The organism is Curvibacter sp. Hmag1.1, assembly GCF_059769165.1.
Map to the genome: position 1 here is coordinate 73,281 of NZ_JBMBGX010000001.1, position 6,083 is coordinate 79,363.

Annotated in this window: 9 protein-coding genes and 1 pseudogene; 3 read left to right on the forward strand and 7 right to left on the reverse strand. The window is 56.8% G+C overall.

Annotation, left to right across the window (positions count from 1 at the left end):
- Positions 1–13: 13 nt before the first annotated feature.
- Together ACOAP0_RS00345 and ACOAP0_RS00350 are read left to right on the forward strand one after the other, a co-directional pair.
- Positions 14–565: a carboxymuconolactone decarboxylase family protein gene (locus ACOAP0_RS00345; protein ID WP_291218306.1), complete on the forward strand. Its 552-nt coding sequence runs from the start codon at positions 14–16 to the stop codon at positions 563–565.
- Positions 566–629: 64 nt separating this feature from the next.
- Complete coding sequence (locus ACOAP0_RS00350; protein ID WP_498374490.1) at positions 630–974, forward strand: hypothetical protein; 345 nt, start codon at positions 630–632, stop codon at positions 972–974.
- Here ACOAP0_RS00350 and ACOAP0_RS00355 read toward each other — a convergent pair.
- The gene (locus tag ACOAP0_RS00355) at positions 971–1,576 is read right to left on the reverse strand and encodes a uracil-DNA glycosylase family protein (protein WP_291218310.1); all 606 of its coding nucleotides are present in this window, start codon (positions 1,574–1,576) and stop codon (positions 971–973) included. The two genes, ACOAP0_RS00350 and ACOAP0_RS00355, sit on opposite strands and share 4 nt — an antisense overlap.
- Positions 1,577–1,599: 23 nt before the next feature.
- A complete protein-coding gene (locus ACOAP0_RS00360; RefSeq protein ID WP_498374489.1) occupies positions 1,600–2,514 on the reverse strand; it encodes a LysR family transcriptional regulator in 915 nt (304 codons plus the stop codon).
- 221 nt (positions 2,515–2,735) lie between these two features.
- Between ACOAP0_RS00360 and ACOAP0_RS00365 the strand changes: the two genes are divergently transcribed.
- A complete protein-coding gene (locus tag ACOAP0_RS00365; RefSeq protein ID WP_498374487.1) occupies positions 2,736–3,260 on the forward strand; it encodes a RidA family protein in 525 nt (174 codons plus the stop codon).
- 85 nt (positions 3,261–3,345) lie between these two features.
- On the opposite strand, the gene ACOAP0_RS00370 is transcribed toward ACOAP0_RS00365, so the two are convergent.
- From ACOAP0_RS00370 to ACOAP0_RS00390, 5 genes and pseudogenes are all read right to left on the reverse strand, one after another.
- The gene (locus ACOAP0_RS00370) at positions 3,346–3,750 is read right to left on the reverse strand and encodes a RidA family protein (RefSeq protein ID WP_498374486.1); all 405 of its coding nucleotides are present in this window, start codon (positions 3,748–3,750) and stop codon (positions 3,346–3,348) included.
- Between the two features lie 298 nt (positions 3,751–4,048).
- A complete protein-coding gene (locus ACOAP0_RS00375) occupies positions 4,049–4,378 on the reverse strand; it encodes a DUF1330 domain-containing protein (protein ID WP_498374485.1) in 330 nt (109 codons plus the stop codon).
- Positions 4,375–4,710, reverse strand: a complete 336-nt coding sequence (locus ACOAP0_RS00380; RefSeq protein WP_498374484.1) for a hypothetical protein — start codon at positions 4,708–4,710, stop codon at positions 4,375–4,377. Before ACOAP0_RS00380 ends, ACOAP0_RS00375 begins: the two co-directional genes overlap by 4 nt.
- A gap of 19 nt (positions 4,711–4,729) precedes the next feature.
- Positions 4,730–5,173, reverse strand: a complete 444-nt coding sequence (locus ACOAP0_RS00385; protein WP_498374483.1) for a GlcG/HbpS family heme-binding protein — start codon at positions 5,171–5,173, stop codon at positions 4,730–4,732.
- Positions 5,174–5,222: 49 nt separating this feature from the next.
- Positions 5,223–5,951 (reverse strand): annotated as a pseudogene (locus ACOAP0_RS00390) (zinc-binding alcohol dehydrogenase family protein); the annotation flags it as partial.
- Positions 5,952–6,083 lie beyond the last annotated feature (132 nt).

Genomic DNA, 6,083 nt, shown 5'->3' on the forward strand with positions numbered 1-6,083 from the left:
TCTGGAGATTCTCATGCCCCGTATTGAAGCCGCCACCTCTGCCAACACCCCCGCCGCATCTGCAACCCTGCTCGAAGGCGTTCAAAAGAAACTGGGCATGGTGCCCAACCTGTTTAAGACCATTGCACATTCCCCCGCCGCGCTGAAGTTTTACTTTGGCCAAGGCGAGGCACTGGCCACTGGCAAGCTCTCCGCAGGGCTGCGCCACCAGATTGCACTGGTCACCTCCAATGTCAACAATTGCGACTACTGCGCCTCCGCTCACACCCTGATGGGCAAGGGCACTGGTTTGCCGATGGAAGAGTTGGCCGTGAACCTTATCGGTCAGTCGAATGACGCCAAGGTGCAGGCCGCATTGATATTTTCCAAACTGATGGTGGAGAAGCAAGGCCATGTGAGTGCAGCCGACGTTCAGGCAGTTAAAGAAGCTGGCTATGACGATGCTGCCGTAATGGAAATCATCGCCAACGTGGCGGCCACGGTCTACACCAACTTCGTCAACAACGCCTCTGGCACCGTCATCGATTTTCCACTGGTCAAGGCTCGCGCGGACGAAACCGTTTAAGCCTCTTGCTTCACCACGGGCGGCCCGAACCTGCCGCCCGCTCTAAAACGTTTGAGAGAAAAGTATGCAAGTCAAAGACCAATTGAACAAAGCCAAATCTGCTACCAGCGTCACGCCGTTGGAAGCCCGCGAGGCCATGCTGGGTTGTTTCGTCACCATACACGGCGAGACACTCAAGCGCGGTGCCATGCTGTTGGGTGAGAAGCTCAGCGATGAAGAGACCGAGCGCCAGGCCCGGGCCTCCATGCGCAGTGTGATGGGTGCGGCTGATTTTGAAAAACCTACGGCTGCGTCACTTACGTCAGCCAAGGTACGCCTGGATCAGAAAATGAATTTCTCCAAGGCACCGCAAGATTTGCGCGACGTGCATGACCAAGTCTGCAGCATGATCGTTCGCAAATTAGTCTAGTCAAGCGCCCGCGCGACCAGCGTTTTTAGTTCCGGTAACAGCGTCTCGGAGAACCACGGATTGCGTTTAAGCCATATATTGTTGCGCGGGCTGGGGTGTGGCAAAGGTATCACGCTGGGTGCATATTGCTGCCAGCGTTCCACCGTGCTAGTCACACTGCTGTTGTACGACTTGGGCAAATGCCAGGCCTGCGCATACTGGCCAATTACCAGTGTGAGTTCGACGTCGGGCAGATGCCCCAGCACCTGCTGTCGCCAGCGCGGGACGCATTCGGGGCGGGGCGGTAGGTCGCCGGACTTGCCAGTGCCAGGGTAGCAAAAGCCCATTGGAACAATTGCCATCTTCGTGGGGTCATAAAACACCTCACGGGTAATACCCATCCACTCCCGCAAACGGTCGCCACTGGCATCGTCAAAAGGGACACCGCTGTTGTGGACCCGGATGCCCGGTGCCTGCCCTACCACCAGAATGCGCGCTGCCGGGTGCACTTGCAAAATTGGTCGAACGCCGAGGGCCAAGTTGGGTGCGCACAGGGTGCAGGCGCGCACCTGTTGCAGCAGCAACGCAGTGGCTACTGGCAAGTCGGAGTTAGCGAGTGGCATCCAGAGACCCTTGTAGCGGGGAGCTAGGTCGTGATGGGGGCATGTTGTTCCATCAACTCTACGATCCAGTTGATAAATACACGCAACTTCATGCTCACATGCCGGTTCGGAGGAAACGCCAAGTACATGGGCATGGAATCGAGGGCCCAATCTTCAAACAGAGGTACCAGTTCTCCGTTCTTCAGGTGTTCTTTCGCCATGTAATCTGGCAACCACACGACTCCCATGCCAGCTACGGCGGCGGCGAGATAGGCGTTGCCATCGTCTATGGCCAAGACATAACGCCCTTGAATTTCAATTCTTTCAGCACCCCGCCGAAGCGGAAACCACAACACCTTACCTGTACGCGAAGACAGAAAACCAACGATACGGTGCTCAGCGCCACCCAAATCTAGAGGGTGCAATGGTGTGCCAACGCGTTGCAGGTAGCTTGGTGCCGCATAGACACCCAGCCGCAGATCGCCGACATGCCGTGCGATGAGGGACGGTACAGTGAGTTCACCGCCACGAATAACGCAGTCGACGTTGTCGCCAATAAGGTCGACCAACCGATCGCTGACCCCCAGTTCAATCTGAATGTCGGGATAACGCGCGTGGAATGCAGGAAATGCGGGAACCAAAAGCATCCGCGCCAGCGGGCTGGGTACATCCACGCGCAAACGGCCTCTGGGAGATGCCGCCGCGCTCGATAGGCTGGTCTCGGCATCATCCAAATCGATCAACAAGCGCACCGCTCGCTCATAGTAGGCTGCGCCATCGGCAGTGACATTGACTTTTCGTGTCGTGCGATTAAGCAATTTAACGCGCAGTCGCGCTTCCAATTGCTGAACCAGTTGCGTCGCCGTGGTCTTGCTCATATGCAAGGTTTGCGCCGCCTTGGTGAAGCTACCAGCTTCCACCACGCGGACGAAAGCGAGCATTGCATCAAAACGGTCCATGTGAGTTCCTTTAACCCAATTATTGTTTGGGATTCGCAAATAGTGATTGTGCGACTTGCCTGTTTATTCGCGCGCAACTACGTCCTACAGTCGCTCTGCATGAAAAGCATCGGTGTTCACCAGCAATAAGGTGAACCGGCTTTTTATTCGTTTTCGTTCAATTCGGCAGCTGCGCTGGACCGCAGGGCGACTTACTCAGATGTAACTTAAATGGAACTCACGTGAAGAGACTATTACTCAAATCCGCCGCCGTGGCGACACTGGCAATTGTGTCGACGGCCGCTGGCGCCAAACGCTTGGAAAAAACATCTACCAACAACGATCAAGATAAACAAGGCAACGAGATGAATAAACCAAAGTTCTTCGTCACTCCCGGTTACGGAGAAAACCTTCGAAATGCACTGCACTATTCCCAGGCCGTACGGATCGGCGACCGAGTCGAAACATCAGGTCAGGGCGGTTGGGACGAAAATTTCAAATTCCCTAAATCGATCGAAGGGGAAATTCGTCAAGCGTTCCGCAACCTCGAGAAGACTTTGGCGATTGCTGGAGCTAGTTGGCAGCATGTCGTTCATGTCAATTCGTACCATGTCGGCGGTTTCCCCCCAGAGGTAAACGATACGATGGTCAAGCTCTATCGTAAGTACATGCCAAATCACGCACCGATTTGGACTCAGCTAGGCGTTGAAGCCCTTGGTCTTCCTGCTATGCGCATTGAAATCAGAGTCACTGCAATCGTCACTTAGAAGGCGATTTTCTTTGGCGCTGGACGCTTTGAGCTGCGTGCCGGATCGAGTGTCAGCCCGGCTTACGCCGGGCCTTCTTTACAAGTCAGGTATTTCCCTGCTCAGGGAGTTTTGCAACTACTTTGATTTCGAACTGAAAGCCGTAGAGCCACGTCACACCTACACCTGTCAGCGTCGGGTGTGGCGCATTGCCCCAATACTCTGGAATCAGCTTCCAGATCCTCTCGAATATCGATTCGGGATCGACGATGAAGACGGTGACGTCAATCACGTCGTCAAAGGTACAGCCTGCAGCTTTTAAAATCGCATTCAGGTTTTCAAACGCGAGCCGCACTTGCTTCTCCAAATCGGGTTCAGGCGAACCATCTTCTTTACTGCCAACTTGCCCTGAAACGAACAGAAATCCATTGGATTTTACAGCTGGCGAATAGCGGTTACGTTCATAAAGTGCTTGGCGTCCGGGCGGGAAAACGACGTCGCGTTGGGTCATACACATCTTTCATAAGTGGGGCGAACACGCCCCTTGGTTAACGAAGAGCCGACTTTATGGAAGATGGCCTCCCGAATAAACAGGCAAGCTTAAGCATCACTGTTTGTAAAAATCAAACAATCGCGGCCCGAGATTGAGCACGAATGAACCGTTTCGACGCAATGCAAGCATTCGCGGATATCTGATTCCCTCAAGTTCGTAATTACCGCCGAAAACCTTGCCACATAGGTTTTGTCCAGCCAATTACAAGGCCATGCAGTTGACAGCGATGATGTCCACCTGCCGAGTAATCGCCCATTCACCGGTCATCGTTGTCCTCCGCTGGCGCCGGTTCGCTTGCGCGCCCTTCGACGAGGATGGCCTGGTAGACCGCCCCTGCGAACCTGTGGCGGGCTGCCTCCTGGTAAGCGGGTCCGTGGTACCAACGTTTGGCCGAATCCCAGTCGGGAAACTTCAGAAGAACCATACCTTCAGCAGGCGCGCCCTCCAGCACTTCCTGCCGGCCGTAGGTTGCACAGAACTCGAGTAGGTGCCCTTCAAAACTCTTGCCGACCTTGGCGCGGTAGTTATCGAGTTCGGCGGCGTCGATCGTCTTCTCTTTGATGAAAACAATGTAGGCTGGTGTCATTGCAAGGGCCTCAGTAAGGTGGCGGTGAGCGGTGCGGCCAGTAGCGGCTTGAGTCGCTGGCCGAAGTCGGCGAAGGCGCGGAAGTCGACGACCGCCGCGCCGCCGCGGCTCTGCGCCACCCACTGCTGGATCAGCGCCAGGAATTTGGCAACAATGCTGGGCTGGATCCGGATCTCCATGTCGATGGCAAAGCGACTGCGATCCATCACGGCAAAGACGGTAGGTGCGGTCTGCGCCTGGGCCGGGGCCCAAAGGGCGCCGGCACAGACCAAGAGCGCCAAGAGGACCATCGCATGGCGCACAAACCCAAAAAAAGTTATGGGCTTGGGCATCATGGTCGGCGTCTCCGAGTTATGCGGGTACGTCGAAGCCGAGTTCGGCCAGCGCCATCTTCGCGGCCTCGTGATCCTGGTCCGCACTGGCACCGGAGATCCCGATGCCGCCGACGACTTGGCCGTCTTGGATGATGGGCAAGCCACCGCCGACAGTCACCAGTCGCGGACGGTGCGCGAGCTGAGCGACCTTAGCGTCTTTGACGATTTCGTTCCAGACATGGGTGCCCAGTCCGAAGGACACCGCCGACCAAGCTTTGTCGATAGCCGCGTCGATGGCCAGGAAGGGAACGCCGTCGCTGCGCTCGAAAGACTTCAGGTGTCCTGCGCCGTCGGTGATGGCGATGGCGACCTTAAGCCCCATTTTGTTGGCAGCTGCCTGCGCCGCGACGCTCAGGGCCTGGGCAGCTTCACGGGTAATCGAGGCAGTTGCGAAAGTGCGAGTGGAAAGATTGGTGTTCATGGTAATTCCGATGAAAAAGAGAAAAAGGGATAGGGGAGGCGCTGAGGTCTTAGAAACCTGAGAGAACAATCTTGCCCTGCGTCTTGCCGCTTTCCAGCAGTGCGTGGGCCTGGCGCAGGTTGCGGGCATTGATCGGGCTCAGGGTCGTGTTCGCGGTCGTGCGGATACGGCCGCTGTCCACCAGTTGGGCCACCTCGGTCAGCAGGCGGTGCTGCTCGGCCATGTCTGGGGTCTGGAACAGCGAGCGGGTATACATCAGCTCGAAATGCAGCGAGATGGACTTGGCTTTGAGTTTCATGATGTCCACACCCTCCAACTCGTCGATGAAGGCCAGCGCGCCTTGGGGCTTGAGCGCTTCGACGATCTGCTCGTAGTGGTGCGAGGTGTGGGTCAGCCCAGCGACATAGTCGACCTCGGCGATTCCCGCCGCCTTGAGGGCGGTTGCCAGCGGCTGGCTGTGGTCGATCACGACGTGCGCGCCCAGTTCCAGGCACCACTTACGGGTGTCCTCCCGCGAGGCGGTCGCCACGACGCGGAGTTGCGTCAACTGGCGGGCCAGTTGGATCAGGATAGAACCGACGCCGCCCGCGCCGCCGATCACCAGCAGGGTTTCACCGCTACCGCCGCCCTTCGGCACGCGCAGCCGGTCGAATAACAGCTCATAGGCTGTGATGGTGGTCAGCGGCAGTGCCGCAGCCTGTTCGTCGCTCAGGGACTTCGGAGCGCGTGCGGCGATGCGCTCGTCGACCAGGTGTAGTTCGCTGTTGGCTCCGGGCCGGTTGAGGGGTCTCCTCGTTTTCAGTGCAATAAGTGACGGTACGAAAAGCTAGCACTGGCGCGGAGGTGGTGTTGGTAGATCGTTGATTTCATTGACTTTCCTGTTCACTTTCAAATCTGCGATTCGTGGCGT

Excerpts from the sequence above, each read along its gene's own strand:
- ACOAP0_RS00345 (WP_291218306.1), top strand. The coding sequence starts at position 14 with ATGCCCCGTATTGAAGCCGCCACCTCTGCCAACACCCCCGCCGCATCT.
- ACOAP0_RS00350 (WP_498374490.1), top strand. The coding sequence starts at position 630 with ATGCAAGTCAAAGACCAATTGAACAAAGCCAAATCTGCTACCAGCGTC.
- ACOAP0_RS00355 (WP_291218310.1), bottom strand. The coding sequence starts at position 1,576 with ATGCCACTCGCTAACTCCGACTTGCCAGTAGCCACTGCGTTGCTGCTG.
- ACOAP0_RS00360 (WP_498374489.1), bottom strand. The coding sequence starts at position 2,514 with ATGGACCGTTTTGATGCAATGCTCGCTTTCGTCCGCGTGGTGGAAGCT.
- ACOAP0_RS00370 (WP_498374486.1), bottom strand. The coding sequence starts at position 3,750 with ATGACCCAACGCGACGTCGTTTTCCCGCCCGGACGCCAAGCACTTTAT.
- ACOAP0_RS00375 (WP_498374485.1), bottom strand. The coding sequence starts at position 4,378 with ATGACACCAGCCTACATTGTTTTCATCAAAGAGAAGACGATCGACGCC.
- ACOAP0_RS00380 (WP_498374484.1), bottom strand. The coding sequence starts at position 4,710 with ATGCCCAAGCCCATAACTTTTTTTGGGTTTGTGCGCCATGCGATGGTC.
- ACOAP0_RS00385 (WP_498374483.1), bottom strand. The coding sequence starts at position 5,173 with ATGAACACCAATCTTTCCACTCGCACTTTCGCAACTGCCTCGATTACC.